Consider the following 24,386-nt stretch of genomic DNA (forward strand, 5'->3'; position numbering starts at 1 on the left):
CCCTTTTTGATGTGAAACCCCAGCGCCTAGCCAGGCGGGACGGCGGGGATAGGCCGAGTTCGCCCGGCCCCTGGGCCGGCCCCGAGGTCCGCGCCGGTCAGCGGATCGAATTCGGGTTCGGAACGCGTGCGGGCGGCGAAGGTCTCCACCGCCTTTTCTTCGTCGACCGAAAGCGCCACCTCGGCGCGGCCGTCCCCGCCGTCGACAGCCATTTGAGCTTCGCGCTCGTCGACGGTGTCCCACTGCTCGCCCGTGTTCCACGGTCCGGATGCATCGCCCTCGCCCTGGGACATGTTGTAGTATTTGTCGGCGAAGTCCGGATGGCCCGGCAGCTTGCCCGGCGGGAAGTTGGCGGGGATGGCGTAAAGCGCCTTCTCAAACGACTTCTGATGGGCGACCTCACGCGTCATCAGAAACGTCAGGGCGTCCTTGATCCCCGGGTCGTCGGTGACGTTGATCAGCCGCTCATAGACGATCTTGGCCCGCGACTCCGCCGCAATGTTGGAGCGTAGGTCGCAGGCCGGATCGCCGATCGAGTCCACATAGGCCGCCGTCCAGGGCACGCCCGCCGAATTGATCAGGGCCGCGCCGCCTCCATACAAGATGGACGTGGTGTGGCTTTCGCCCCCCGAGGTCATGCTGGCGTAGAGATCGGCCTCCTCCTCCGCCGCCTCGGCCAGACGCCCCTTGGCGCCGCGGTTCAGCATGGCGACGATCGAACCGATGATTTCGAGGTGGCTGAGCTCCTCGGTCGCAATATCCATCAGCATGTCGCGGCGGCCGACGTCCTCGTCCGCCAAACCCTGCGTAAAGTAGCGCATCGCCGCCGCCAGTTCGCCCTGCGGTCCGCCGAACTGCTCCAGCATCAGGGTCGCCAGGGCCGGATTGGGTTCCGAAACCCGCACCGTGTACATCAGCTTCTTGTTGTGCATGAACATCTCGCGTCTCCTTGCGACGGCGATCAGCGGCTGGGGTTTTCGCCTGCGCGCTTCAGCATGAGGAATTTTTCGGTGAGGGCCGGCAGGCTCTGGTCCACCCAGGCCGCCATGCGCGCTTCTTCGTCCAGCGAGGCGTTCAGCGGGTCCAGGGCGACAGAGTAGCCGCCATGCTGGGCCAGGACGATCAGTCCCTTATAGGCGGCGACCTCATAGTTCTCGAAAGCGAAGTTGGCGAAAGCGTTCTTGAGGATCTCATCCTCGGCGAAGGTGTGACCCAGGGCGGCCATATTGCCGCTCATGGACATGGCGGCGTCCTTCAGACCTGACGGGCTCTCGTCCAGGCCCGAAAGGATCTGCTCAAGCCGTGAAATCTGCTGCTCGGTTTCGAGCCGGTGCGCCTTCAGCTTCTCCGCCACCTCCATGAAATTTCTAGCGCGGTCGATCTGCCGATCCATCAGGGCCAGGGCCTGATGCTCCACGGCATGGGCGTTCTTCAAGCCGGTCACGAACACGTCGCGCCAGACGTCATCGTTGTTGATCATGTCGATCTCCTTCGGTTTGCGGGTCTCTGGCAAACCGGCGGAGCGGATGAGGGGTCCGGCTGTCGGATACCCGTCACTTCATCGATCTCCGCAACGAACCCGCCTTCGGTCCATTGGCCCTTCACGCACGGGAGCCAAACATGACCGATCGCCCGATTTCGACTGACGCCGAAGGACGCCACACGGCCGACAGCCTGCGCGCCATTCTGATCCGACGGCCCCGATCGGCTCTCTACGACTATTGGCGCGATCTTTAGAACCTTCCTGTCTTCTCAGAGACGATGAAGTCTGTCGAAGTTCTGGACGCGACGCATTCCCGATGGTGGGCGACCTCACTCAGGCCCTCCACCTCAGCGACAACGAAGCGGCGACCGAGGCTCGCGACCTGACGCGCCGGTTGATTGAGATGGTCGTGGTCACGCCGCTGCCGGAACGGGGCCGCTTTGCACTGGCCGTAAAAGGCAAAATCGCCGCCCTGATGAACCAGGACGGCGATGATACTGTAGTAGTGGGTGCGGGAGCAGGATTTGGACGGTACCTCACACCTGCAATCCGCTTCATGGCTTAACTGCGAGGGGCGCGATCGTGTGAAAGTCGCTGGAGTGGAAGATCAACGGCATGACCCCGTCAGTGGCGGCGGCTTGAAGGCGGAACAGGACCATGTCGTGATCGCCGGCGGGTATTTCGTTTTCGATCGAGCACTCGAGCCAAGCTGTCGCATTCGCCAGGAAGACGGCTCCGCTTGGGGCCTCTTCATAGTGCAGTTCCAGGAAGCGATCCCCTGTCGCCTGCGCCACCTGACGGGCCGTCGCCGCATGACCGTGGCCGAGGAATGAGATTCCGAGACGCTCAAGGGTGCGGAGCTGCCGCGAGGTCCAAGAGCCGCGCTTAATGCAAACCGACACAAGCGCCGGCTCCAGCGAAACCGCGACGAAGGCGCTGGCGGTCGTGCCGATGGGCTGACCCTCGTTCATCGCGCACAGGGTGGTGACCCCGGTCGGGAAGCGGCGGCGGTCGTCCTCAACGTCCGCCTTAGCCGCACGGCGCTGGTACGACGTTGGCGACGACCCAATCCAACTGGGACTTCTCGACGAATTCTCGAAGTTAGGCGTGAAAGCGAACGGCGCGGTCAGGATTGGAAACGTTCTTATCTGACTACAGTGCTGGCCCGCTACCTCACAGAGAGTTGAAACCAAGAGAAGTCATGGAAGAAATTCAACTCAATTATAATCAGTAAAAACGGTTCAGAGTTGTTGGCGAGCGAGCAAATACTTCCTCCGGCACAAAGTAGTCTGCTAGTAGTTCAGCCGCAGGATCATGGGCATAGATTGAGAAATCCGTCACACCCTCTTCGCGAAGCACTTCTTCATCAATAAAGAAGTTGCCCGTGCATGATCGTGACGGCTTCTTGAAGATCGCATAGGCGGCATCGGCTACAATCTCCGGCTTTCGCGGCGCCCCGCGCTCCGTGCCTATGACATTGCGCACTGCCGCCGTATCGATGGCCGTCAGGGGCCAGAGCGAGTTCACGGCGATGCCCCGCTCAGCAAATTCACCCGCATGGCCCAAGGTGCACAGGCTCATGTTGAACTTGGCGATGGTGTAGGCGACGTGAGGCGCGAACCACTTCGCCTGCATATCCAGTGGCGGAGACAGGTTAAGGACATGGGGATTTTCCGCCGCGACCAAAAACGGCGCGGCGGCGCGCGTGCAGAAGAAGGCTCCCCTACCGTTGATCTGATCCATCAGGTCATAGCGCTTGGCATCGGTCGCGGCGGTGTCCGTAAGCGAAATCGCGCTGGCGTTATTCACCAGTATGTCGATCCCGCCGAAGGTTTCGACGGTTTTCGCCATGGCGGCCGCGATCTGATCCTCAAAACGAACGTCGCCGATGATGGCGAGGCTCCTTCCACCCGCCGCCTCGATCTCCGTCGCAGCGGTGAAAACCGTTCCCGGCAATTTGGGATGAGGCTCGGCGGTCTTGGCGAAGATCGCCACGTTGGCGCCGTCCCGCGCCGCCTTCAGTCCGATGGCCAGACCGATCCCGCGTGATCCGCCGGTGATAAATAGCGTCTTGCCCTTGAGACTCATAACGTCCCTCTCTATCCGCTCTGGACATCTACTTGTCGTTCTATATGCTACTTAACAGTAGGAGGCATTATGGTCCAGTCGGAATCGCCGTGGAAGCCGAAGCAAGATCGTTCGAAGGAGCGAGACGCCAAGCGCGAAGCGGTGCTGTTCGCGGCGGCGAGCGCATTCAATGAGAACGGCTTTCACAACACGTCGCTGGACGACATTGCGGTCCGGCTGAATGTCTCCAAACCGACAGTTTATTATTATGGGGCCAGCAAGGAGGCCCTGCTCTCGGCCTGCTACCTCGCCGCGCTCAGCCTGCTCGACGATGTGACACAGCGCACGGGACCGCAAACCGCGACAGGCGAATCCCGCCTGTGGGTTCTGATCGTCGCTTATGCCGAAGCCATTCTGTCGGTCTATGGTCGATGCCTTACACGAGTTCCTGACAATAGCCTCTCAGCGCCTTTGCGCGAGGAAGTCCGCCGCCTGAAACGCACGGTGGATGATCGCATCCGCTCTGTCCTGTCCGATGGCGCATCCGACGGGTCTCTGAGGCCGACAGATTCCAAGCTGACCGCCTTCGCCATCGCCGGAGCCCTGAATGCAGCCGCCCTTTGGTTCGAGGACGACGGCCCCCGTTCACCGAGACAGATCGGCGAACACTATGCAGATCTTTTCACAAACGCCTTGAGATCGACCTAACGGTCACCTCCCACGTCCTGGAGCCGGTATGAAGCTGACGTCCCTTGATTTCCCGACAGCCGCTGTCGTCACAGGCGGCGCCTCCGGCCTGGGCGAAGCCGCAGCTCGCGCCCTCGCCGCGCGAGGCGTCAAGGTCGCCCTTTTCGACATGAACACCGAGCGGGGGGACCGTATTGCGGGCGAGATCGGCGGCGTCTTTTGCAAGGTCGACGTCACCTCCGACGCCGAAGTCGACGCGGCGTTCCAGGCGGCGCGCGCCGTACACGGACAAGAGCGGATTCAGATCAATTGCGCCGGTATCGTTTCCGGCGCCAAGACCGTGAGTCGTAACCGCGAGACCAGCGCCCTGTCGCACTTCCCGCTCGATGTCTTTGAACGAACGATCCGGGTGAACCTGATCGGGACATACCGCTGCATGGCCAAGGCGGCCGTCGGAATGGCGACGCTCGCTCCGCTGGAGGATGGAGAGCGCGGAGTGATCATCAACACGGCTTCTGTCGCCGCCACCGACGGCCAGATCGGCCAGGCCGCCTACGCCGCATCAAAAGCCGGCGTCGTGGGCCTGACCCTTCCGACGGCTCGCGACCTGGCGGGCGAGGGAATTCGGGTCAACACCATTCTTCCCGGAATCTTCCAGACGCCGATGATGGCCAGTCTTCCAGCGAATGTTCAGGAGTCCCTGGCCGCCAACATCCCGTTTCCGAAGAGACTGGGCATGGGCGAGGATTACGCCTCGCTGGCGCTGCACATTGTCGAAAACGTCTATCTTAACGGCGAATCCTTCCGCCTAGACGGCGCGGTGCGCCTGGCGCCGCGCTGACCGATGGAAACGTTGCAAACTCTCATTGTGGAGCGGGAAGCTGGCTATCTGGTCGTCCGAATTCATCGCCCCGAAGCGCTCAACGCGCTCAATAACCAAGTCATGGATGAACTCACCGCCGTATTTTCCGCCGCAGAAGCGGCCCCCGAGGTGCACGCCGTTGTGCTGACTGGATCCGATAAAGCGTTCGCGGCTGGCGCCGACATCAAGGAAATGGCGTCTAAAACCTACGCCGAGGCTTTTCGCGAGGATTTCGTGACCCGCAACTGGGAGGCTGCGGCGCGATTCCGCAAACCCATCATCGCCGCTGTCGCCGGCTTTTGCCTCGGCGGCGGTTGTGAACTCGCAATGATGTGCGACATCATCATCGCTGCTGAAACAGCCAAGTTCGGTCAACCTGAAATCAACCTTGCAGTCACGCCGGGCGGCGGCGGCACTCAGCGCCTCACTCGCGCGATAGGTAAGGCGAAGGCGATGGATATGGTGCTGACAGGTCGCATGATCGGCGCGGTCGAAGCAGAGCGCGCAGGTCTCGTCGCGCGCATTACACCTCTTGATACCTATCTTGCCGAAGCAAAGAGGATCGCCGAGCAGATCGCGCGCCAATCGCCCTTGGCGGTAATGATGAACAAGGAGATGGTCGATGCGGCTTTTGAAACCACGCTCGCCCAAGGCGTCCTGTTTGAACGACGCCTGTTTCACTCATTGTTCGCCTTCGACGATCAGACCGAAGGGATGGCGGCTTTCATCGAGAAAAGAGCGCCCAACTTCGTGGGACGGTGAGATTCGGCGCCCATCCCGAAGCCCGGCATTACTCTCGCGTAGATACCTTTCTTACACACATAACCGCCGCTTGTTACGGCGAGGAGATTTCATGAAGGTACTCGTCCCGGTGAAACGGGTGATCGACTCCAACGTCAAGGCGCGCGTCAAGGCGGACCAGACCGGCGTCGACCTCGCCAACGTCAAGATGAGCATGAACCCCTTCGACGAAATCGCCGTCGAAGAGGCCGTGCGCCTGAAGGAAGGCAAGGAACACCATGCCGCAGGCACGGCGACGGAAATCGTCGTCGTCTCCATCGGCGTGACCCAGGCCCAGGAAACCATCCGCACGGCCCTGGCCATGGGCGCCGATCGCGGCATCCTGGTGCAGTCGGACACGGACCTGGAGCCGCTGGCCGTCGCCAAGATGCTGAAGGCCGTGGTGGACGAGGAGAAGCCCGACCTGGTGCTGCTGGGCAAGCAGTCGATCGACGGCGACAACAATGCGGTCGGCCAGATGCTGGCCGCCCTGTTGGACTGGCCGCAGGCCACCTTCGCCGGCAAGCTGGTGATCGAGGGCGGCAAGGCTGTGGTGACGCGCGAAGTCGACGGCGGCCTGCAGACGCTCTCGGCCGAACTGCCCGCCGTCGTGTCGGTCGACCTGCGCCTGAACACCCCGCGCTATGCCTCGCTGCCCAACATCATGAAGGCCAAGAAGAAGGAGATCGCCATGAAGTCGGTCGCCGACTACGGCGTCGACACGGCCGACCGCCTCAAGGTGCTGAAGGTGACGGAGCCGCCGAAGCGTTCGGCGGGCGTCAAGGTCGCCGATGCGGCCGAACTGGTTTCCAAGCTCAAGTCCGCGGGGGTGCTGTAATGGCCGTTCTCGTCATCGCCGACCACGACGGCTCGGCCGTTCGCGACACCACCAACAAGACCGTGACGGCCGCCCTGGCGCTGTCGTCCGACGTCGACGTTCTGGTCCTGGGCAAGGGCGCGGAAGGCGTGGCTGACGCCGCCGCCAAGATTTCGGGCGTGCGCAAGGTGCTGCTGGCCGAAGGCGACGCCGTCGCCCACGGCCTGGCCGAGGCCGTCGAGGCCACCGTCCTGCCGCTGGCCGCCAACTACGACGCCATCCTGACCCCGGCCAACACCGACGGCAAGAACTTCGCTCCGCGCATCGCGGCCAAGCTGGATACGGCGCCGATTTCGGACATCGTCGAGGTCGTCTCGGCCGACACCTTCGTGCGTCCGATCTATGCGGGCAATGCGCTGGAGACGGTGCAGTCGGCCGACGCCAAGAAGGTCATCACCGTGCGCCCGACGGCCTTCGCCGCCGCCGCTGAAGGCGGTTCGGCCCCGGTCGAGAGCGTCGCAGCGGGCGAAGCGCCCCAAGACCGCCTTCGTCTCCGAGGAAATGGTCAAGTCGGATCGACCCGAGCTGGGTGCCGCCAAGATCGTCGTTTCGGGCGGTCGCGCCCTGGGTTCGGCCGAAGAGTTCGCCGCCATCATGGACCCCCTGGCCGACAAGCTGGGCGCCGCCGTCGGCGCCTCGCGCGCGGCGGTCGATGCGGGCTACGCCCCCAACGACTATCAGGTCGGCCAGACCGGCAAGGTCGTGGCTCCGGCCCTCTACATCGCCATCGGCATCTCGGGCGCCATCCAGCACCTGGCCGGGATGAAGGACTCCAAGGTGATCGTCGCCATCAACAAGGACCCCGACGCCCCGATCTTCCAGGTCGCCGACTACGGCCTGGTCGCCGACTACAAGACCGCCGTGCCGGAGCTGATGAAGGAAGTATCGTGATGTCCGCCGATCCCGTCGTCATCGTCTCTTACGCCCGCACGCCGATGGGCGGGTTCCAAGGCGCGCTGTCCGACGCCAAGTCGACGGACCTGGGCGCGGTAGCGGTGAAGGCGGCGCTGGAGCGGGCCGGTCTGGATGCGAACAAGGTCGAGCAGATCATCATGGGCTGCGTCCTGCCCGCAGGGCTGGGCCAGGCGCCGGCGCGTTCAGGCGGGCATGGGCGCGGGGCTGCCGGTCTCGACCGAGGCGACCACCATCAACAAGATGTGCGGCTCTGGCATGCAGGCGGCCATGATGGCGCATGACGCCCTGGCCGCCGGTTCCGCCGACGTGATCGTTGCAGGCGGCATGGAGTCCATGACCAACGCCCCATACCTGATGCAGAAGCACCGGGGCGGCGCGCGCATCGGCCATGGACGTCATTTCCGACAGCATGTATCTGGACGGGCTGGAGGACGCCTACACCCCCGGCAAGCTGATGGGACAGTTCGCCGAGGACACGGCCAAGGCCTATCAGTTCACCCGCGAGCAGCAGGACGCCTACGCCATCGAAAGCGCCGGCCGGGCCAAGCGCGCGCAGGACAGCGGCGGCTTCGACGCCGAAATCATTCCGGTCGAGGTCAAGACGCGCAAAGGCCTGGTGACGGTGGACCGCGACGAACAGCCGACCAAATCCGACACGTCCAAGATCCCCAACCTGCGCCCCGCCTTCGGCGCCGACGGCACCATCACCGCCGCCTCGGCCGCCTCGATCTCTGACGGGGCGGCGGCCCTGGTCATGATGCGCCAGTCGACGGCGCAGGCCCTGGGGCTGACGCCGGTGGCCCGCGTGGTCAGCCAGGCCGCTCACGCGCACGAACCGCACCTGTTCACCACGGCCCCGGTCTTCGCCCTGCGGGAGGCGCTGAAGAAGGCGGGCTGGACCGCCGACGACGTCGATCTGTGGGAGGTCAACGAAGCCTTCGCCATCGTGCCGATGATCGCCATGCAGGAGCTGGGCATCCCCCACGACAAGATCAACGTCAATGGCGGCGCCTGCGCCCTGGGCCACCCGCTCGGCGCATCCGGCGCCCGCGTCTTGACCACCCTGCTGTCCGCCCTGAAGGCCCACGGCAAGACCAAGGGCATAGCCGCCCTGTGCATCGGCGGCGGTGAAGCCACGGCGATGGGCGTGGAGTTGATCTAAGATCGCATCAGAGGGCGCGTGCAATCACCATCCGCTGGATATCGGACGTGCCCTCATAAATCTGACACACGCGCACGTCGCGGTAGATTTTGGCCAAGCCGAATTCTTCCAAATAGCCATAGCCGCCCAGAGTTTGTATCGCCCCCGAACAGACCGCCTCCGCCGTCTCGGAGGCGATCAGCTTGGCCATGGAGGCTTCTTTCAAGCATGGTCGCCCTGCGTCTTTCGTCGCCGCAGCATGAAGGACAAGTTGACGTGCCGCCTCTAGCCGCGCGGCGAGGTCAGCCAATCGAAAACCGACGGCCTGATGATCCATGATCGGTTTGCCGAAAGCGACCCGTTCGCGAGCGTATTTGACGGCGACCTCCAAGGCTGATTGGGCCATGCCGACACTTTGGGCGGCGATTCCGATCCGGCCAGTCTCAAGATTGGCGAGCGCGATACGGTAGCCCTCCCCTTCTCCACCCAGTCGAAGTCCGTCGTTCAGAACCAGGTCCTCGAATTTCAGGGCGCAGGTGTCAGACGCGTGCTGCCCCATCTTGTGTTCCACCTTATCGACCAGCAGACCTTCGGCTCCCGCTGGGACAAGGAAGGCCGTCAGGCCCTTCTTTCCCAGCACCGGATTGGTAACGGCGAAGACGATCGTGAGACCGGCGGTCCGGCCGGAGGTGATGAATTGCTTCGCGCCGTTTATCCGCCAATCGCCACCCTCCCGAATCGCGCGCGTCGTCAGAGCGGCGGCATCGGATCCGGCGCCGGATTCCGTCAGTGCAAAGGCCCCTATCATCTCGCCGCCGCACAGGCTTGGCAGGAAGGTGGCCTTCTGGCTTTCGGTCCCTTCACGCACGAGGGCCGCGACGACAGGGGCATTATGGACGGATACGACGGTCGAAAGTCCACCATCGCCCGCGGCCAGTTCCATCAGCGCGAGGGCATAGGACACATAGTCTGCTTCAGCGCCGCCAAAGGCGGCGGGTGCAGTCATTCCCATCATACCCAACGCCGCCAAGTCGCGAAATAGGTCGTCTGGATAGCGGCCTTCGACTTCCCAGGCCCTGGCGTTCGGGGTCACGCGGCCTTGCACGAACGTCTTCACTGCATCGCGGATCATCGTTTGGGTTTCCGACAGGATCATAGCTCACCCCCTAAGCGCGAGTAGCGCTCAGTCCGCAGAGCACGGGCGACCAAGTAATGCGCCAGAGCGGCCAGCAGAAAGACGGGAGTTAGGGCCAGCATGGCGACGATGAGGGCGTTGTGGCCATAGCGCGGCGCCGCGAGATCGCTGACGAAGCCAATGAACAGCGGGCCGCCGCCAAGGCCCACGAGATTGTTGATTAGCAGGAACAAGGCGGACGCCACGGTACGATTGGCGGGCTTCGCTCCGTTCTGAACTACCGCCAGCGCGGGCCCCATGAAGACGATATTGAGTGCGATAGGGATCGCAAACAGCAGGACAGACGGCGCCCAGCCAGGCACGATGACCGCCGCCACAAAAGCGGGGGCGGCGAGGACCAGACTTGCGGCCGGTACGAGCCCATAAGCGGCTGGATTGCGGCGTCCCAGCCGATCGGCCAATCGGCCGCCGAACCAGAGGCCTAGCGCCATGGCCCCGGCGTTGATGAAACCAAGATACTGGGCGACTTCGCCCAGAGCCATGCCTTTGGTCCGCATCAAAAAGGACGGGAGCCAGTTCAGAAGGCCATAGGTCACGAACGCCGAAAGCCCTCCCGCCACCGCTACACGCCAAAGCGCCGGAGTCGTGAAGAACTCTCGCACTGCGACAGCCAGCGGCGCCTGGACTTCGATCGATTTCGTCTCGGTGTCGAGGCGGCCAGCTTTAGGTTCCTTGACCAGAAGCCAGAGCAACAGAGCGAAAAAGACGCCCGGCAGACTGACCACGTAGAAGGCTGCTCTCCAGCCGAATTCGACAGCCGCCCAACCGCCCAACGTCATTCCGAGCAATATGCCCAACGGGGCTCCCAGCGAGAAAAGGCCCAGGGCCTGCGCGCGCGCGTGGGGCGGGAAATAGTCCGATATCAAGGAATAAGACGGAGGCGCGCCGCCCGCTTCCCCGACCCCGACCCCCATACGAGCGGCGGCCATCTGTGCGAAGTTCTGCGAAAAGCCGCAGGCGATCGAGCAGACGCTCCACACGATGCAGGAGGCCGCCATCGTCCGCACCCGCCCGAAGCGATCAGCCAGCCAGCCGACGGGAATGCCGAAGACCGAATAGAAGAGGGCGAACGCCAGCCCGGTGAGCAGTCCCAGTTGCGTGTCTGACAACCCCATCTCCGCCTTGATCGGCTGAGCCAGGATCGAGACGATCTGTCGATCGAGGACATTGAAGGTGTAGATCAGGATCAGCAGGCCCAGGACGAAATTCGGCCTCTGGGTCAGACGCGGCAGGCCGGTGGGCGGCGCGGGGCGAAGAGGGGGCAGCATGGGCGGTCCTCAAAAAAGACCCGGCCCCGCGCGAACGCGGGCCGGAGTCGGGAACAGGAGCCGGTTTAGAACTCGACGCCCAGGGAGATGCCGTATGTGCGGGGCTGGCCGGCGACGCGCACGACCGAGTCCTGAACCCGGATCACGCTGTGCCAGTAGTATTCATCGGTCAGATTGCGCCCCCAAACCGAAAACCGCCAACGACCATCGGCCGAAGTGACCCCGAGACGCGCGTCCACCAGAGTGTAGGCGTCGATGTCAAACAAGGGATCGCTGTCGAAGTCTGCGGTCGCGTCGCTGCGATAGGCGACGCTGCCGCCGACGAACGCCTCCATGCCGTTCGAAAGCGGCCAGCTATAATCGACGTCGAGATTGGTCTGCAGTTTCGGCGCGAAGCTGAACGGCTTGCCAGCGAAATCCCTCTGGGCCCCGAGCGCGTCAAATCCGATGAACTCTTCGATCTCGGTGTCGAGATAGGCGAGGCCCCCGTTGACGGTCAGGCCGGCCATAGGCAGCCACTGCAATTCGATCTCGCCGCCCTTAGCGTTGGCGCTGGGAATGTTCACCAAGGCCTGAAGCGGGCCGAAGACGGGATCGACGATCTTGGAGCGCGCCTGCTTGTCGATGTAATCATAGTAGAAGATCGAAGCATTCAACTGCATGGTTCGGTCAAACAAGGTCGCCTTCACGCCGGTTTCATACGCCGTCAGTTCTTCCTGGCGGACGGGATTGTATTGGGTGTCGAACGACCCGGCGACGGTGATGGAATTGCCGGCCTTGTATCCGCGGCTCGTCGACGCAAACAGCCTGACATGGTCCGCCACTTCCCAGTTCAGCGCGACCCGCCAGGAAACGTTGTCCTCGTCCAGGGTCTTGCGCGGTTCGGTCGCCAGGAAATCGGTCCCCAGCACCACGCAGCCATCGGACCGGAATGAAGGCCGCCGGCGGCAGGCCATTGGCGTTGCGGAAAAAGGCGCTGATGTTGGCGAAGGCCTGGATCGCCGCCGGTTCCGTCACATTGGTGCAGCCGACGAAGTCGAGCTCGGCCTTGGTGTAGCGAATGCCCGTCGTCAGGGTGAGGGAATCCGTCAAGCTCCAGTCGCCAGAGGCGAAGATCGCCGAAGACCTGATCTTGTTGTTCACCCGGCTGGAGGCGTCGCTGAACTTCACGCCGAAGCTGTTCTGGACGTTCGACGAACTCTCGATGTTCACCGTGGAATTTTCCTCGGTGTCGGCGCTCGAATAGGAAGCGCCCAGCACCCAGTTCAGGCGCTCGGTATCGCCGGACAGCCGCAGCTCCTGTGAAAAGGCTTCGATGCGGCCGTCGAGCCCATACTGGCTGTTGTCGTTGCTCATGCCGTCGCGGTCGATGTAGTCATCGGTGTCTAGCGACGAATAGGCCGTGATGGACGTGAGCGTCAGACTGTCGTTGATGTCCCAGACCGCTTTAGCCGACGCCTGCCAGAACCGGTCGTCGCGGAAGGGATCACGCCCGTCGCTCCAGTCCGCCGCCCGGGCGTTGTGGGGCGCAAGCGGATAACTGGCCACCTCTGGCAGAACGCGGGCGGGTGTCAACGGCGTGATGGCGATGAGTTGGGTCGCCTGGGGCTCAGAACGATCGACATAGCCGTTCAGGTTGAACGTGACCGACAGGTTGGCCGCCGGATCCCAGTCCAGCAAAGCCCGGGCGCTGGTCCGATTGGCCCCGCCCGTCGAGTCGTCGCGCGTATAGCTGTACTGCCAGTCGTCGCTCTGTACGCTCTGGACGGCCAGGCGTCCGCGGAGGGTTTCGCTGAGCGGGCCGCTGACATAACCCTCCAGTTCCGTGCGGTTGAACCGCCCATAGCTGACCTTGAAGCCGGCGGCGGGGTCCGCGGTGGGCGATGCCGGAATATAGTTGACCAGGCCCCCCGTGGCGTTCTGACCGAAAAGGGTGCCCTGGGGTCCGCGCAGGACCTCCACGCGTTGAAGATCGATCATGGCGCCCTGGGTCATCGCCGGATAAGGCAGGGCCACCTCGTCCAGATAGACGCTGACCGCCGGCGCGGCCGCCAGACTGTAGTCGAAATAGCCTACGCCGCGCAGGGAATAGACCGGCGCATTGACGCCGGTGTCCGCAAAACTGAAGCCGGGCGCGACCTTCTGAAGATCGGCGACCGTCTCGATGCCGCGATTTTCGAGTTGCTGGGACGATACGGCGGTGATCGCCAGAGGAATGGTGTTGACCGCCTGCTCGCGCTTCTGCGCCGTGACGACGATGTCCTCGATGATCGTCGCTGCTTGTGACGCCGGCTCCACCGCCGAGGAAGCAGGTGTCGTTTGAGCGAGCACGCCCGAGGCGAACAGAGCGCATGGCGCAGCCGTCGCGAGATACAGGACGCCCTTTAACTGCCTCATCTCTTCATCCTCCCGATGCGCGCCGATTGTGGGTCTTGGATTATCCGAGCCCGCGCGTCATTACCAGCCTAACATTCGGTAGGTTTTTTTACCTGTCAAGCGTTCGATTTTCTTGTGCGGGCTCGACCTGTCCGTCATGATGGGGCGGCGCTTTAGAGCGCGGCACACTTAGGCAAGGACTGACGATGGCTTCCACGGCAAGCACCGCACCGCGCAAAGGCGAGTTGTCGAGCAGCCGGCTTCTCGAACTCGCGGCGGATCTCTTCCGCCAGAATGGTTACGCCGCAACCACTATGCGAGACATCGCCGACGCCGGAGGGATGAAAGCCGGAAGCCTCTATTATCACTTCAGTTCGAAGGACGAGATCCTCGACGGCGTTCTGGAGCGCGGCATCGGTGAAGCCATACGGGGGTTCGAGGCGGCGATGGCCGCCCTGCCCGCCGACGCCGATTTTGACGCCCGGATACGGGCTGCGACGACCGCCCATCTGAAAACGGTCTGGGAATACGGCACCTATACGGTGGCGAGCCGGCAACTGCTCAAGCACATCCCGGAATCGCTGCATGCCAAACACATCGGCATGCGGCGCCGTTATGACGAGCTTTGGCGAAACCTGCTTCACGGCGGCGTCGAGGCCGGCATCCTGGCGCGCGACGCCGATCTCGGGCTGACCCGGCTGTTCCTGCTGGGTTCGCTGAACTGGACCAGCGAATGGCTGGACCCTCAGAAGAAGTCCTTCGAAGACCTCGGCGCGATGGCGGCCGAGCTTTTCCTGAACGGCATGCGTATGGCGCCCGCTGAATGACGGCCTCGGCGGAAGCTCTGATCCACCTCTCCATCCCCGATGTCGAGCAGTCCTACGCAGAGCGGGACACGATCCTCTATGCGCTCGGCGTCGGCGTGGGAAGCGAGCCGACCTCGCCAGCCCACCTCGCCTACACCTATGAAGACGGACTGAAGCCGCTGCCGTCGCTGGCCGTGGTCCTGGGCCATCCCGGCTTCTGGCCCAGAGACCTCGACACCGGGCTCGACTGGCGGCGCATCGTTCACGGCGAACAGACGTTGCGGCTTCATCGCCCCTGCCGACCCACGGGCTCGTCAGGTCGCAATCCCGCATCAAGGGGATTCAGGACAAGGGCGAAGGCAAGAGCGCGGTGATCGCCTATGAGCGCACCCTGTTCATCGACGGCGTGCTCACCGCCACCGTCGGCCAGACGCTCTTTTGTCGGGGCGACGGCGGGATAGGCTCCCTGGGAGAGGAGGCGCCGAGAATGATGCCTTCCCCCGAGCGCCCCCCGGACCGCAGCTACGAACTGCGCACCCTGCCCCAGACAGCCTTGATCTATCGGCTGAGCGGCGACCTCAATCCGCTCCATGCGGATCCGAACGTCGCGCTTTCCGTCGGCTTCCCCAAGCCGATCCTGCATGGATTGGCTACCTATGGCGTCGCCGCCTTCAGCCTGCTGACGGCGACCGGCCTTCCGCCGGAAACGCTTCGCCGGCTGGATTGCCGGTTCACGGCGCCGGTGTTTCCCGGCGACATGCTCGCCACCGACCTCTGGCGCGAGAATGATCGCGTCCATTTTCAAGTGCGCGCCGTCGATCGGGACCTCGTCGTTCTTTCGCACGGCCTTGCGGAGTTCACCGATGTCGCAGACCAAACCTGATCAAGAGTTCCGCGCCCATCTCGCGGAAGGCCGCTTCATGATCCAGCGAAGCGCCTCGAGCGGCGCCTATGTCTTCTATCCGAGGGTGGCCGAGCCGGGGACGGGCCGACAGGACTTGGAATGGGTCGAAGCGAGCGGCGGTGGCGAAATCCACGCCCTGACGATCGTGCATCCGCGTCCTCCGGAGGTTCCGTACAACGTCGCCCTCGTGGCGCTCGATGAAGGCCCGCGGCTCATGAGCCGGATAGAGGGCATTGCGCCGGAAGCCCTCAAGATCGGTCAGCGCGTCGTCGGCCGGATCGCCGAATTGCAAGACGGCCCCAATGTCGTCTTCGATCTGGCCTGACGCCCCTTGCCAATACCGAACTCGCATACTACCAAACGTTTGTTAGTTTCCTGCGCTGCCGCAGCGCGGGAATGGCTACGAGCGGCAGGAGGATGCAGACGTGAACCAGGACAGCCGCAAGGGCGAGTTCCTGTCGATGGTGCAGGAATCGGCCCAGGCTTTCATCGCTGACCACCATACGCGTGATCGCTTGAGGACGCCCTCCGCGTCGCTGTGGGCCGGCTTGATCGACATGGGGTTGACCGCCGCCCTCCTGCCGGAAGACGACGGCGGGGCGGACATTGGCGCGGTCGGGGCCGTCCGGCTGACACGCCTTTTCGGCAGAGCCCTCCTGCCCGAACCCTATGTGCAGCTGGCCCTGGTCCCGTCCGTTCTCGCCGCGGCCTTGCCGCCGGGCGACGACCGCGACGGCGTCGTCACCGCCCTTACGACCGCAGGCGACACCTGCGCCCTGTGCTGGCAGGAACAGGGCGACGCGATCGACGCATGGCCCGTCCGCTCGCGGCTGACGGCAGGCCGTCTCACCGGTGAAAAGGTGTTGTCGCCGTTGGCGGAGCGTCTCTTCGTCACCGCCGAGGCGGACGGGGAGCCCGTCCTGGCCGCGATCCATTGCGGCGAAGCCGGCGTCAGCGTGAGAACCCGTGCGGATCTAGGCGGCGGCGCGATCGCCGACATGCACTTTCTTGAAACTCCGATCTCTGGAACAATCCTCAAGGGGGCTGCCGCACAACGGGCGGCGCGGCGCGGCCTGGATATGGGCGCGCTGGCGACGGCGGCCCAACTGCTGGGCGTCGCAGAAGGGCTCAACGCCCTGACCCTCGATCATCTAGGGGTGAGACGGCAGTTCGGCCGGCCGCTGGGCAGTTTCCAGGCTTTGCAACACCGCGCCGTCGATCTGCACATGGCCGCCGCCCTCGGGGAGGCCTCGGTGGAACAGGCCGCCGAACTCTATGACGCAGATCCGGACGCCGCCACGACACGGGCCGCGATCAGCGCCGCGAAGGCCAGGGCGTGCGAGGCGGCCGCTCTCGCGAGCCGCGAGGCGATCCAACTGCATGGCGCTATCGGCTTCACGGAAGAATCCGACGTCAGCCTCTTCGTCCGGACCATTCTGGGTCTCACGCCCCGTTTTGGCGGCGCCTTGGCGCACCGACGACGGTTTCTCGCCCTGGGAGGCGACATCGATGGCTGAACATTCGCCGGCGATATCCGACGAAGCCTTCCGCGGGCGCTTCCGCGACTGGCTTGAAACGCACTATCCCGCAGCCTGGCGACAGGACTCCCTTCGTCCGTTTCGGCGGCTGCGAGGCGACCAGGTCCGGGAATGGATCGACCTGCTCAACACCGGGGGCTGGCGCGCGCCAGCCTGGCCGGAAGCCTACGGCGGCCTGGGGCTGAGCTTCGCGCAGCAGGTGATCTACGCCGAGGAGCTTGAACGCATCGGCGCCGCCCGCGTCATTGATCTCGGCGAGGTCCAGCTCGGTCCGACGCTCATGCTCCACGGCTCGGACACGCAGAAGGCGCAATACCTTCCCAAGATTCTCTCGGGCGAGCATCTGTGGTGTCAGGGCTATTCGGAGCCCGGAGCGGGCTCCGACCTGGCGTCGCTCACCACGACGGGCGTGATCGACGGTGACGACATCGTCGTGACCGGCCAGAAAATTTGGACGACCCACGCCAATGAATCCACTCATATTTTCCTCCTCGTCCGGACAGCCCGGACGGAGCGACGGCAGGACGGCATCACCTTCCTGCTGATGCCGATGGAGACGCCGGGCGTAACGGTGCGCCCCATCAACAACCTCGCGGAGGAGGATGAATTCTGCGAGGTCTTCTTCGATGAGGCGCGGGTTCCCCTGACCCAGGTGGTCGGCGAGGTCGGCCAGGGATGGTCGGTGTCGAAATCGCTGCTCGGCTACGAGCGCGTCTGGATCGGCAGCCCCGGCCTTGCGGCTCGGGCGCTGGCCCTCAGCCGCGCCCTGCTGGCGACCGGCGACGTCGACGGCGAGTTGCGCGACCGTTACGCCCGATGCGCCACGGACTTGCATGACGTCCGCGCCCTCTACCGCAAGATCTGCAGGGCGATCGGCGAGGGCCATGAGCCGGGCGCCGAGGTCTCCATGCTGAAGGTCCTGTCCTCGGAACTCCAACAGCGGGCCAGCGAACTCAACCTGGACCTCGGACAGGGCCGGGTCGCCGTCGACGGCGCGTCCCAGGTTGGAGACGTCACCGTCGACCTGGCCTGGCAGTATTACATGTCGCGTCCACAGGCGATCTTCGCCGGGACCAATGAAATTCAACGCAACCTGCTCGCCCGAGCGGTTCTGGGATTGCCGTCATGACCGCAACTGAAATCGCGCCCCCGCCACTGAGCGGGCTGAGGGTGCTGGACCTCACGCGGGTTGTCGCCGGCCCCTTCGCGGCCCAGACCCTGGGCGACCTCGGCGCCGATGTGATCAAGGTCGAGCGAAAGGGCGAAGGGGATGATGTCCGCCGTGTCGGTCCTCCGTGGATGAAGAACGCCGATGGCGAAGACCTCGAGGAGTCCACCTATTTCCAGAGCGTCAATCGCAACAAGCGCTCGATTGCGCTGGACTTCAGCGTTCCCGAAGGCGCGGACGCCCTGCGCCGCCTTGCCGCGATCAGCGACATCCTGATCGAGAACTATCGGCCGGGCACCCTCTCCCGGTACGGGCTCGGCTACGAGGATCTTCGCGCGGTGAATCCGCGCCTGATCTATTGCGCGGTCTCCGGCTTCGGCCAGGACGGCCCCTACGCGGAACGCTCCGGCTATGACTATCTCATCCAGGGCATGGGCGGGGTCATGAGCGTGACCGGACCGCGCGATGGAGAGGCGGGCGCCGGGCCGGTGCGGGTGGGCATACCCCTAGTGGACATCTTCGCGGGAATGAACGCGACCATCGGAATTCTCGCCGCCCTGCAACATCGCCACCGGACCGGTCAGGGCCAGCTGGTCGACATCTCCTTGTTCGATTCTCAGCTTTCATCCCTGTTGAACACCGCTTCGGCCTGGCTGAACGCCGGAACCGTCCTCGGGCGGACCGGCAACGACCATCCCAGCGCCGCGCCCTATGGCGTCTATGAGGCGTCGGACGGCCACGTCATCATCGCCACCTTCAATGATCGGGAGTTCTATCGTCTGGCCGACGCCCTCGGCCGGCCGGAATGGAGAACCGACTCCCGGTTCGCCACGAACGGCGGCCGCGTCGAGAACCGCGCCGCCATCAAGGCCGCCGTGGGGACATCATCCGCACGCAGCCGAGAGCCTGGTGGGTGGAGACGCTGAACGCCGCCAAGGTGTCCTGCGGCCCGATCAACGCCATGTCCGACCTGGAGCACGATCCTCACGTCGAGGCGCGATCGATGATCGTCGCCCTCGACCATCCCAGCCTGGGGGCCGTGCGGACCGTCGCCAGCCCGCTCAGACTGTCCCGATCCCCGGTCGCCTATCGACGGGCGCCGCCTCTGATGGGGGAACATACCCAGGAGGTTCTCGCCGGCCTGCTCGGTCTTGGGCCGGAAGCGATGGCGGCGTTGAGCGACAAGGGAGCGATCTGAATGCAGGCTTCGCTGCAGTTCGCCCACGTCGCCCTTCCCCCTGGCGCGGGGACGCTCCGCGCCGAAGTTCGCGCCTTCCTGGCCGAGCATCAGGACAGTTGGAGCGCCCGATCCGTGGCTCAGTCCTGGGTCGGTTTCGATCGATCCTTCACCCTGGCGGTCGGGGCCCGCGGCTGGATCGGCATGACCTGGCCGAAGGCATACGGCGGTCAGGCGCGCTCGATGCTCGAACGCTATGTGGTCCTCGAGGAGATGATGGCCGTCGGGGCGCCCATCGGAGCGCATTCGACGGGCGACCGGCAAACAGGCCCGCTCCTGCTTCGACTGGGCACGGAAGCCCAGAAGCAGGCCTTCCTACCGCGCCTGGCGAGGGGCGAAATCTCGATCTGCGTGGGCCTCAGCGAACCGGATGCCGGCTCTGATCTCGCGGCGATCCGATCGCGCGCCGATCCCGTTCCGGGCGGGTGGCGGCTCAATGGGCGCAAGATATGGACCACCAACGCCCATCAGTCGGCCTATATGCTCGGTCTGTTCCGCACCGAAGGGACGTCCGCCGACCGGCAGAAGGGGTTGTCGCAATTGCTGATCGACCTGTCGGCGCCCGGGATCGAGATCCGCGGCATTCGCGATCTTTCGGGACAGGCGCATTTCAACGAGGTGACATTCGATGATGTGTTCGTCCCAGCGAGGCGCTTGTGGGCGAGGCTGGCGCAGGCTGGGCCCAGGTGACCGCTGAACTGGCCTTCGAGCGCAGCGGGCCGGATCGGTTCATGAGCGCCTTTCCGCTGTTGGACCGCCTCGCGCGGCATCCGGCCTGCGCCGCCGACCGCGGGGTGAGAGCCCAAATCGGCCAGGCGCTGGCCGATGTGGCGGTGCTTCGTTTCATGTCTCTGTCGCTTGCCGAGAAACTTTCACGCGGGGAGACGCCGAACCTCGAGGCTGCGGTCGTCAAGGAACTGGGCGTGACGTTCGAACAGAACGTGCCGGAACTGACCCGGGCCATTCTCGCGGCCTTGCCCGGACACGAGCCCCTGCCGGCGGACCTGGCGGAGCTCCTTCAGGCCACGCTGGAGATTTCCCCCACCTATTCCCTTCGCGGCGGCACGCGCGAAATCATGCAAGGCATCGTGGCGCGAGGACTGGGCCTGAGATGAGCGAACTGGACATTGGCGGACTGCTCGCGGATCAGATCCGGCGGCTCATGGAAGAGGCGGCCCCCGACCGTCCGGACCGCGACGCCCTGTGGTCGAGGCTTCTGGAGCTCGGCTTCGATCGGGCCTTGATCCGCGAAAGCTCGGGCGGCCAGGGGCTGGAGTGGAGCGATCTGGTCGCGCCCCTCGTCGCCTGGGGCGGCTATGCGGCGCCCGCGCCGCTCGCCGAGGCGCTGGTCGGAGGCTGGCTTCTCGACCAGGCCGGTTTTTCGGCGCCGGATGCGCCCGTCATTCTGACCGGAGGCGATACCGTCCCGCAAGGCGCCTGGGCCCTGACGTCCCGCCGCCTCGATGACGCCGATCTGTTGTCGCTGACCGCCCCTTCGGGCGGCGCGGAGCACCGGACCGTCGCTTCGGGGCTCGCCGAGGCCGCCCTCGCCGTGGCCACGGCCGCCCAGATCGCGGGCGCCCTTCAGCGCTCCTTGGAGCTGAGCGTCGACCACGCCTCGACGCGCACCCAGTTCGGCCGCCCGCTCGGCAAGTTCCAGGCGGTTCAGCGTCTTGCCGCGGAACTGGGGCTTGAAGCGACGGCGGCCCGCGCCGCCGTGGATCTCGGCTTCCATCTTCTGCCTCGCGATCCGACCCTCGCGGCGTGCATCGCCAAAGGCCGGACATCGCTCGCCGTCAGAGTCGGGACGGCCTGCGCGCATCAGATCCACGGGGCCATCGGCGTCACCGAAGAATATCCCCTGCACCGCCTGACCATGGCGATGTGGGGATGGCGCGATGTCGCCGGCGGCGAAGCGGCCTGGGGCGACGCCCTCGCCCGACGCTATCTGCCGACAGCCGGCCGCCTGTGGCCCACGCTGGTGGCGGATTGGGACCTGGGAGCCGCCGCGTGAGCGTCGCAGGCAAACGGATCATCGTCACCGGCGCGGGCTCCGGGATCGGCGCCGCCGCCGCCCGCCTGCTCGCGGAAGCCGGCGCTCGGCTCGCCCTGATCGATTTCGCGGACGCAGAGACGCGGATCTTGGGACAGGCGATCGGCGCCGAAGCGTTTCAAGCGGATGTACGCGACGAGTCGGCGACCGGGGCGGCGATCTCGGCCGCCGTCCAGGCGCTCGGCGGCCTCGACGGCCTGGTCAATTGCGCGGGGGTCGCGACCACCCAAACGCTCGAAAACACCTCGCTGGACGATTGGCGGCGGCTCGTCGACACCAATCTGACGGGCGTTTTCCTGACCTGCCGCGCCGCCATCCCGGCCCTGCGGGCCTCGGACCGGGGCGTCATCGTCAACCTGGCCTCGGCCAGCGGCCTGACCCCGTCGTTCGCCGGCGCCGCCTATAGCGCCAGTAAGGCCGGCGTCGTCATGTTGAGCAAGGCCCTCGCCCGGGAACTGGCCCCGACGATCCGCGTCAACGCCGTATGTCCCGGCGCCGTCCGTACGCCGATGTTCAGCCAGATGACCGGCGACGCGGCCGACGCCGACGCGGTGGTCGGCGCGGGCTACGCCCTGGGTCGGATCGCCACGCCCGAAGAGATCGCGAAAGCGATCCTGTTCCTGGCCGGCGACGACAGCGCCTATGTCACCGGCGTCGCCCTCGCTGTCGATGGAGGCCGAAGCTTCCACTGATCAGAGGTGGAAGCCGCCGTCCACGACGATGCTGTGGCCCGTGACATAGGCGGCCCGGGACGAGGCCAGAAACACCGCCGCGTCGCCGATTTCCTCCAGCTGGCCAAGCCGACCCAGCGGGACGGCCGCGATGGTCGCATCGACGAACTTCTCGTTGATCTGGCCCGCCGCCTTCATCTTATCGAACAGACCGCCGTCCAGGACCCCCAGCGCCACGCCGTTCACGCGCACGCCGAAACGCCCCTCCTCGCGCGCGAAACCCTTCACCATCGACTCCACCCCGGCCTTGGGCACGACGGAGAGTCCGTCCTTCAGAGGCCAACGATACAGGCCGGTGGTGTGGATCGCCACCGCGGACCCGCGCGACCGCCGCAGGGCGGGAATCGCCGCGTGCATCAGGGCGAAGAAGGCCAGGGTGTCGCCAGTGAGAAACTCGGCGAATTCCCCGGGGGTGACGGAGGACAGGAATTTGAACGGCAGCATCGGGCCGGCCGCATAGACCACCGTATGGATAGCCCCCGCCTCTCGCTCAACGTCGGCGACCAGTTCCGCGACCGCGACATGGTCTGTCAGATCGAGCGCGTGACAGTCCGCCTTCCGGCCGAGGTCGCGAACGGCCTCCGCGGTCGCCTCGGCGGCCGAACGGCTGGATCGATAGGTCAGGACCACATCCGCGCCATCGGCCGCCAGGGCGCGCGCGACCGCGCCGCCGACCCCGCCGCCGCCGCCGATCACGAGGGCGGCTCCCGTCTCGAAGGCCTTGTTGCGCGTCATGTCTATATCTCCCCCTGGCGAAGCGCGTCACGCAACGCCGGCTTGTTGATCTTCCCGCTGGGCAGGGTGGGCAGGCTGTCGACGAAGACGACGCGGCGCGGACGCTTGTATCCGGCGATGAGCGTGCGGCAGTGTTCGATGACATCCGCCTCGCTGAGCGTGCTGCCGGGCCGCGTCACGACCGCCGAAAGCACCGCCTCGCCCCATTTGGCGTCAGGCGTCCCGATCACCGCCACCCCCGTGACGTCCGGATGCGCCAGGATGGCGTCCTCCACCTCGCGGGAATAGATGTTCTCGCCGCCCGAAATGATGACGTCCTTCTTGCGGTCGACCAGATAGGCGTAGCCGTCGGCGTCGATATGGCCGACGTCGCCGGTGTGAAGCCAACCGTCCCGAAGCGTCGCCAGCGTCGCCGCGCTGTTGTTCCAGTAGCCGCGCATCATCACGGGGCCGCGGATGCAGATCTCGCCGATTTCCCCGGCGGGAAGCTGGCGATGGGCGTCGTCCAGGATGGCGATCTCGCAGCCGATGAAGGCATGACCGATCGAATAGAGTCGCCGGCGCGCCCCGGCGTCGTCGGAAAGCGAATGGGCCGACACGGGCAGCAATGTGCCGATCCCCTCGGTCTGGCCGTACATCTGCTGAAAGATGGGGCCGAATGCGCGCAAGGCCCGATCCAGCAGCACGGGCGGCATCGGCGCCGCCGAATAGAGCAGGGTTCGGAGGCTCGAAATATCGCGCGTTTCGATATCGGGGCAGTCGAGCAGCCCCTGGACGAGGGTCGGCGCCATGTGGGTGGCGGTGATGCGATGCGTCTCGATGTCCGCCAGGATGGCGGCCGGATCATAGGTCCGGTGCAGGTGGACGACTCCGCCCACCCATTGCTGGGCCAGGGCGATCGCCTTCGCGCCGATGTGGAACAGCGGCATCATCAGCAGAGTCCGATCCTGACCGGCCAGTTGCATCGCCGCGGCGATAATGGAGGCGGTCGCCACCTCCGCCTTGTGCTCCAACATGCAGCCCTTCGGCCTGCCGGTCGTGCCGCTGGTGTAGATCAGATAGCAGAGGTCGTCTGGCTCCGGCGGCGGCAGGTCAGGACCGTCGGCCTTACCGCCGGCGATGAAATCCGCCCACGGCTCAGCCCAGTCGGGGGCGCCCCCGATGACCACGAACCGTTCGACCTGGTCGAGATCGTCCCGGATCGCCGCGATCTGGTCGGTGAAGACGCTTTCGAAGACCAGGACCCTGGCGCCGCTGTCGCTGATGATGTGCCGCATCTCCATGGGAGCCAGCCGGAAATTGACCGTCGCGGCGACGAAGCCATGGAGTTCGCACGCGCCATAGACCGTCGCCAGCTCCAGGGAGTTCATCGACAGGACCGCGACGCGATCCTGTCGATCCACCCCCGCCGCATGCAGCGCCGACGCCAGTCGATGCGCGGACGCCAGAAACTCGCCGTGGCTCAGGCTTCGGTCTCCGCACACGAAGGCCGGACGATCGGCGTACCGCAGCGCATTGCGCAGCAGCATGTCCCGAAGAGTGGTGTCTGGCGTGCGCAACGGC

The 24,386-nt window shown here is 65.1% G+C and carries 24 protein-coding genes and 4 pseudogenes; 18 read left to right on the plus strand and 10 right to left on the minus strand.

From position 1 onward, the window contains the following. Positions 1–26 precede the first annotated feature (26 nt). Both FGL25_RS11115 and FGL25_RS11120 read right to left on the minus strand, forming a co-directional pair. Positions 27–938 carry a manganese catalase family protein gene (locus FGL25_RS11115; protein ID WP_138141718.1) on the minus strand — a complete coding sequence of 304 codons (912 nt, stop codon included), beginning with the start codon at positions 936–938 and terminating at the stop codon, positions 27–29. A gap of 23 nt (positions 939–961) precedes the next feature. Continuing rightward, positions 962–1,480 carry a ferritin-like domain-containing protein gene (locus FGL25_RS11120; protein ID WP_138141720.1) on the minus strand — a complete coding sequence of 173 codons (519 nt, stop codon included), beginning with the start codon at positions 1,478–1,480 and terminating at the stop codon, positions 962–964. Positions 1,481–1,799: 319 nt separating this feature from the next. Here FGL25_RS11120 and FGL25_RS11125 point away from each other — a divergent pair, with 319 nt between their 5' ends. Then, the gene (locus tag FGL25_RS11125) at positions 1,800–2,048 is read left to right on the plus strand and encodes a hypothetical protein (protein ID WP_138141722.1); all 249 of its coding nucleotides are present in this window, start codon (positions 1,800–1,802) and stop codon (positions 2,046–2,048) included. Here FGL25_RS11125 and FGL25_RS11130 read toward each other — a convergent pair. Both FGL25_RS11130 and FGL25_RS11135 read right to left on the minus strand, forming a co-directional pair. Further along, entirely contained in the window at positions 2,038–2,676 is a 639-nt protein-coding gene (locus FGL25_RS11130) for a flavin reductase family protein (RefSeq protein WP_290125518.1), read from the minus strand. The genes FGL25_RS11125 and FGL25_RS11130 overlap by 11 nt on opposite strands. Positions 2,677–2,710: 34 nt before the next feature. Further along, complete coding sequence (locus FGL25_RS11135) at positions 2,711–3,571, minus strand: SDR family oxidoreductase (RefSeq protein ID WP_134582125.1); 861 nt, start codon at positions 3,569–3,571, stop codon at positions 2,711–2,713. A gap of 69 nt (positions 3,572–3,640) precedes the next feature. Here FGL25_RS11135 and FGL25_RS11140 point away from each other — a divergent pair, with 69 nt between their 5' ends. The 6 genes and pseudogenes from FGL25_RS11140 (at position 3,641) to FGL25_RS11165 (ending at position 8,833) form a co-directional block, all read left to right on the plus strand. Further along, positions 3,641–4,258, plus strand: a complete 618-nt coding sequence (locus FGL25_RS11140; protein ID WP_134582124.1) for a TetR/AcrR family transcriptional regulator — start codon at positions 3,641–3,643, stop codon at positions 4,256–4,258. Between the two features lie 28 nt (positions 4,259–4,286). Then, positions 4,287–5,078: an SDR family NAD(P)-dependent oxidoreductase gene (locus FGL25_RS11145; RefSeq protein WP_134582123.1), complete on the plus strand. Its 792-nt coding sequence runs from the start codon at positions 4,287–4,289 to the stop codon at positions 5,076–5,078. Positions 5,079–5,081: 3 nt separating this feature from the next. Next, on the plus strand, positions 5,082–5,861 hold the full coding sequence (locus FGL25_RS11150) for an enoyl-CoA hydratase-related protein (RefSeq protein ID WP_138141724.1): 780 nt from the start codon (positions 5,082–5,084) through the stop codon (positions 5,859–5,861). A 91-nt stretch (positions 5,862–5,952) separates the two neighbouring features. Beyond that, positions 5,953–6,717, plus strand: coding sequence for an electron transfer flavoprotein subunit beta/FixA family protein (locus FGL25_RS11155; RefSeq protein ID WP_138141726.1), 765 nt, complete (start codon positions 5,953–5,955; stop codon positions 6,715–6,717). Next, positions 6,717–7,647, plus strand: a pseudogene (locus tag FGL25_RS11160) (electron transfer flavoprotein subunit alpha/FixB family protein). The gene FGL25_RS11155 and the pseudogene FGL25_RS11160 overlap by 1 nt, the downstream one beginning before the upstream one ends. Next, a pseudogene (locus tag FGL25_RS11165) lies at positions 7,647–8,833 on the plus strand (acetyl-CoA C-acyltransferase). The pseudogenes FGL25_RS11160 and FGL25_RS11165 overlap by 1 nt, the downstream one beginning before the upstream one ends. Positions 8,834–8,840: 7 nt before the next feature. On the opposite strand, the gene FGL25_RS11170 reads toward FGL25_RS11165, so the two are convergent. From FGL25_RS11170 to FGL25_RS11185, 4 genes and pseudogenes are all read right to left on the minus strand, one after another. Beyond that, the gene (locus FGL25_RS11170; RefSeq protein WP_134582118.1) at positions 8,841–9,968 is read right to left on the minus strand and encodes an acyl-CoA dehydrogenase family protein; all 1,128 of its coding nucleotides are present in this window, start codon (positions 9,966–9,968) and stop codon (positions 8,841–8,843) included. Further along, complete coding sequence (locus FGL25_RS11175; RefSeq protein WP_134582117.1) at positions 9,965–11,275, minus strand: spinster family MFS transporter; 1,311 nt, start codon at positions 11,273–11,275, stop codon at positions 9,965–9,967. The genes FGL25_RS11170 and FGL25_RS11175 overlap by 4 nt, the downstream gene beginning before the upstream one ends. A gap of 65 nt (positions 11,276–11,340) precedes the next feature. Further along, a complete protein-coding gene (locus tag FGL25_RS17575) occupies positions 11,341–12,099 on the minus strand; it encodes a TonB-dependent receptor (RefSeq protein ID WP_354702804.1) in 759 nt (252 codons plus the stop codon). 223 nt (positions 12,100–12,322) lie between these two features. Further along, positions 12,323–13,672 (minus strand): annotated as a pseudogene (locus tag FGL25_RS11185) (TonB-dependent receptor); the annotation flags it as partial. A 185-nt stretch (positions 13,673–13,857) separates the two neighbouring features. On the opposite strand from FGL25_RS11185, the gene FGL25_RS11190 reads away from it, so the two are divergent. From FGL25_RS11190 to FGL25_RS11230, 11 genes and pseudogenes are all read left to right on the plus strand, one after another. Next, positions 13,858–14,478 (plus strand): TetR/AcrR family transcriptional regulator, encoded by a 621-nt coding sequence (locus tag FGL25_RS11190; RefSeq protein ID WP_134582115.1) that lies wholly within the window; start codon positions 13,858–13,860, stop codon positions 14,476–14,478. Next, entirely contained in the window at positions 14,475–14,831 is a 357-nt protein-coding gene (locus FGL25_RS16985; RefSeq protein ID WP_197733837.1) for a hypothetical protein, read from the plus strand. Before FGL25_RS11190 ends, FGL25_RS16985 begins: the two co-directional genes overlap by 4 nt. Beyond that, positions 14,828–15,340 carry a MaoC family dehydratase gene (locus FGL25_RS16990; protein WP_197733838.1) on the plus strand — a complete coding sequence of 171 codons (513 nt, stop codon included), beginning with the start codon at positions 14,828–14,830 and terminating at the stop codon, positions 15,338–15,340. The genes FGL25_RS16985 and FGL25_RS16990 overlap by 4 nt, the downstream gene beginning before the upstream one ends. Further along, positions 15,321–15,686, plus strand: coding sequence for a Zn-ribbon domain-containing OB-fold protein (locus tag FGL25_RS11200; RefSeq protein ID WP_134582564.1), 366 nt, complete (start codon positions 15,321–15,323; stop codon positions 15,684–15,686). The genes FGL25_RS16990 and FGL25_RS11200 overlap by 20 nt, the downstream gene beginning before the upstream one ends. A gap of 100 nt (positions 15,687–15,786) precedes the next feature. Next, positions 15,787–16,878, plus strand: a complete 1,092-nt coding sequence (locus FGL25_RS11205) for an acyl-CoA dehydrogenase family protein (protein WP_138141731.1) — start codon at positions 15,787–15,789, stop codon at positions 16,876–16,878. Then, positions 16,871–18,028: an acyl-CoA dehydrogenase family protein gene (locus tag FGL25_RS11210; protein ID WP_134582112.1), complete on the plus strand. Its 1,158-nt coding sequence runs from the start codon at positions 16,871–16,873 to the stop codon at positions 18,026–18,028. Before FGL25_RS11205 ends, FGL25_RS11210 begins: the two co-directional genes overlap by 8 nt. Then, positions 18,025–19,265 (plus strand): annotated as a pseudogene (locus FGL25_RS11215) (CaiB/BaiF CoA transferase family protein). The gene FGL25_RS11210 and the pseudogene FGL25_RS11215 overlap by 4 nt, the downstream one beginning before the upstream one ends. Further along, the gene (locus FGL25_RS17580; RefSeq protein WP_252970135.1) at positions 19,266–19,994 is read left to right on the plus strand and encodes an acyl-CoA dehydrogenase family protein; all 729 of its coding nucleotides are present in this window, start codon (positions 19,266–19,268) and stop codon (positions 19,992–19,994) included. Continuing rightward, on the plus strand, positions 19,991–20,419 hold the full coding sequence (locus FGL25_RS17585; RefSeq protein WP_252970136.1) for an acyl-CoA dehydrogenase family protein: 429 nt from the start codon (positions 19,991–19,993) through the stop codon (positions 20,417–20,419). Before FGL25_RS17580 ends, FGL25_RS17585 begins: the two co-directional genes overlap by 4 nt. Beyond that, the gene (locus tag FGL25_RS11225; RefSeq protein ID WP_134582109.1) at positions 20,416–21,318 is read left to right on the plus strand and encodes an acyl-CoA dehydrogenase family protein; all 903 of its coding nucleotides are present in this window, start codon (positions 20,416–20,418) and stop codon (positions 21,316–21,318) included. Before FGL25_RS17585 ends, FGL25_RS11225 begins: the two co-directional genes overlap by 4 nt. Next, positions 21,315–22,049, plus strand: a complete 735-nt coding sequence (locus tag FGL25_RS11230; RefSeq protein WP_134582108.1) for an SDR family NAD(P)-dependent oxidoreductase — start codon at positions 21,315–21,317, stop codon at positions 22,047–22,049. The genes FGL25_RS11225 and FGL25_RS11230 overlap by 4 nt, the downstream gene beginning before the upstream one ends. Here the strand turns inward: FGL25_RS11230 and FGL25_RS11235 are convergent, their stop codons facing one another. Next, a complete protein-coding gene (locus FGL25_RS11235; protein WP_134582107.1) occupies positions 22,050–22,823 on the minus strand; it encodes an SDR family NAD(P)-dependent oxidoreductase in 774 nt (257 codons plus the stop codon). A gap of 2 nt (positions 22,824–22,825) precedes the next feature. Further along, positions 22,826–24,382 (minus strand): class I adenylate-forming enzyme family protein, encoded by a 1,557-nt coding sequence (locus FGL25_RS11240; protein ID WP_208542142.1) that lies wholly within the window; start codon positions 24,380–24,382, stop codon positions 22,826–22,828. Between the last annotated feature and the right edge of the window lie 4 nt (positions 24,383–24,386).

It is taken from the genome of Brevundimonas vancanneytii (assembly GCF_901421975.1).
In the GTDB taxonomy this organism is placed as follows: Bacteria; Pseudomonadota; Alphaproteobacteria; order Caulobacterales; family Caulobacteraceae; genus Brevundimonas; species Brevundimonas diminuta.

Bases quoted from the DNA above. Each gene is read 5' to 3' on its own strand.
- FGL25_RS11115 (WP_138141718.1), bottom strand. From the start codon at position 938: ATGTTCATGCACAACAAGAAGCTGATGTACACGGTGCGGGTTTCGGAA.
- FGL25_RS11175 (WP_134582117.1), bottom strand. From the start codon at position 11,275: ATGCTGCCCCCTCTTCGCCCCGCGCCGCCCACCGGCCTGCCGCGTCTG.
- FGL25_RS11225 (WP_134582109.1), top strand. From the start codon at position 20,416: ATGAGCGAACTGGACATTGGCGGACTGCTCGCGGATCAGATCCGGCGG.
- FGL25_RS11200 (WP_134582564.1), top strand. From the start codon at position 15,321: ATGTCGCAGACCAAACCTGATCAAGAGTTCCGCGCCCATCTCGCGGAA.
- FGL25_RS11135 (WP_134582125.1), bottom strand. From the start codon at position 3,571: ATGAGTCTCAAGGGCAAGACGCTATTTATCACCGGCGGATCACGCGGG.
- FGL25_RS11150 (WP_138141724.1), top strand. From the start codon at position 5,082: ATGGAAACGTTGCAAACTCTCATTGTGGAGCGGGAAGCTGGCTATCTG.
- FGL25_RS17580 (WP_252970135.1), top strand. From the start codon at position 19,266: ATGCAGGCTTCGCTGCAGTTCGCCCACGTCGCCCTTCCCCCTGGCGCG.
- FGL25_RS11120 (WP_138141720.1), bottom strand. From the start codon at position 1,480: ATGATCAACAACGATGACGTCTGGCGCGACGTGTTCGTGACCGGCTTG.
- FGL25_RS11235 (WP_134582107.1), bottom strand. From the start codon at position 22,823: ATGACGCGCAACAAGGCCTTCGAGACGGGAGCCGCCCTCGTGATCGGC.
- FGL25_RS11140 (WP_134582124.1), top strand. From the start codon at position 3,641: ATGGTCCAGTCGGAATCGCCGTGGAAGCCGAAGCAAGATCGTTCGAAG.
- FGL25_RS11125 (WP_138141722.1), top strand. From the start codon at position 1,800: ATGGTGGGCGACCTCACTCAGGCCCTCCACCTCAGCGACAACGAAGCG.
- FGL25_RS11145 (WP_134582123.1), top strand. From the start codon at position 4,287: ATGAAGCTGACGTCCCTTGATTTCCCGACAGCCGCTGTCGTCACAGGC.
- FGL25_RS11190 (WP_134582115.1), top strand. From the start codon at position 13,858: ATGGCTTCCACGGCAAGCACCGCACCGCGCAAAGGCGAGTTGTCGAGC.
- FGL25_RS11170 (WP_134582118.1), bottom strand. From the start codon at position 9,968: ATGATCCTGTCGGAAACCCAAACGATGATCCGCGATGCAGTGAAGACG.
- FGL25_RS11155 (WP_138141726.1), top strand. From the start codon at position 5,953: ATGAAGGTACTCGTCCCGGTGAAACGGGTGATCGACTCCAACGTCAAG.
- FGL25_RS16985 (WP_197733837.1), top strand. From the start codon at position 14,475: ATGACGGCCTCGGCGGAAGCTCTGATCCACCTCTCCATCCCCGATGTC.
- FGL25_RS11210 (WP_134582112.1), top strand. From the start codon at position 16,871: ATGGCTGAACATTCGCCGGCGATATCCGACGAAGCCTTCCGCGGGCGC.